The sequence below is a fragment of the Pseudomonas sp. GOM6 genome (assembly GCF_029537485.1).
Taxonomy (GTDB): domain Bacteria; phylum Pseudomonadota; class Gammaproteobacteria; order Pseudomonadales; family Pseudomonadaceae; genus Aquipseudomonas.
The window spans coordinates 1-1,287 of the sequence record NZ_JARPUS010000034.1 but is presented as its reverse complement, the minus strand read 5'-3'; the positions used below and the strand labels follow the sequence as shown (position 1 = coordinate 1,287).

General features: G+C 65.1%; 2 protein-coding genes. Both read left to right on the top strand.

Annotated elements, in window-relative coordinates; genetic code table 11:
* Positions 1-266 precede the first annotated feature (266 nt).
* A complete protein-coding gene (locus P7A97_RS20505) occupies positions 267-785 on the top strand; it encodes an Hcp family type VI secretion system effector (protein WP_277692344.1) in 519 nt (172 codons plus the stop codon).
* Between the two features lie 197 nt (positions 786-982).
* Positions 983-1,287 (top strand): contractile injection system protein, VgrG/Pvc8 family (locus tag P7A97_RS20500; protein ID WP_277692342.1); only part of this gene is annotated, 305 nt, incomplete at its 3' end.

Genomic DNA, 1,287 nt, shown 5'->3' with positions numbered 1-1,287 from the left:
TGCGCCACTTTCTGCGCACACACCACGACCGATAGCGCCCAAGCCCCCGTTCCCTGGGCTGTTATGCCTCTGCGCAAGCCCCTGCACAGCCCTGCGCCAGTTGTTGCGCAACCTTTCGTGACCGCCCGCACAGGGCGCTGATCCTGCCGCTTGCTGTTGCCCTGCAGCCCGCGTCGTTACTGGCCCCTTCCCGGCTGGCACGCCCCTTGTACTCCTTCGAGCGCCCGGATCATCCCGATCCCCGTCTCAACGCAAAGGAGAGCACCATGCCAACACCCGCGTACCTGTCCCTCGAAGGCACCAAGCAAGGCCTGATCACCGCTGGCACCTTCACCGAGGACTCGGTCGGCAACATCTTCCAGGAAGGTCACGAGGATCAGATCCTGGTCCAGGCGTTCAACCACCAGGTCATCATCCCGCGCGACCCGCAGTCCGGACAGCCGACCGGCCAGCGCGTGCACAAGCCGCTGATGATCACCAAGGTGTTCGACAAGTCCTCGCCGCTGATCTTCAACTCGCTGACCTCCGGTGAGCGCCTCTCCAAGTGCCGCCTGGAGTGGTACCGCACCAGCTCCACCGGCACCCAGGAGCACTACTTCACCATCGAACTGGAAGACGCCGTGATCGTCGACGTACAGTCGCGCATGCCCAACTGCCAGGACCCGAACATGGCCCACTTCACCCACCTGGAAGACGTCTACTTCACCTACCGCAAGATCGTCTGGACCCACGAAGTGTCCGGCACTTCCGGCTCGGACGACTGGCGTTCGCCGATCTCGGCCTAAGGTGAGCGCCGCTCGGGCTGTGGCCTGAGCCCCCTCTCCCATTTATGGGAGAGGGCTGGGGAGAGGGGCGCATTTTTGCACCGCGCGTCACGGCAAAGCCGCGGCACATCCCCGACAATGCCCTGGCTCGCAGGTACGCGAGCTGCCCCATCGGCCAGGACTCCTGGCCGATGCCCGTTCGGCAGAAGGAAACACGGATGTTCGCGCCCGCCAATCAGACCCATTTCAGCCTGAGCCTGCCTGCTATCGAGCACGATTTGCAGGTGCTCGAATTCACCGGCCATGAAGCGCTCAGCCAGCCCTTCGTGTTCGAGCTGACCCTGGTCAGCGAACGCCCCGACCTCGACCTGGCCGCCCTGCTCGGCCAGCCGGCATTTCTCGCCCTGGATGCCCAGGGCAACGGCATTCACGCCCTGGTACACAGCGCCGCGCAAGGCGACTCCGGCCAGCGCCTGACCCGCTACCACCTGACCCTGCGCCCACGGCTGGCCTGGCTCGGCCA

Excerpts from the sequence above, each read along its gene's own strand:
- P7A97_RS20505 (WP_277692344.1), top strand. The coding sequence starts at position 267 with ATGCCAACACCCGCGTACCTGTCCCTCGAAGGCACCAAGCAAGGCCTG.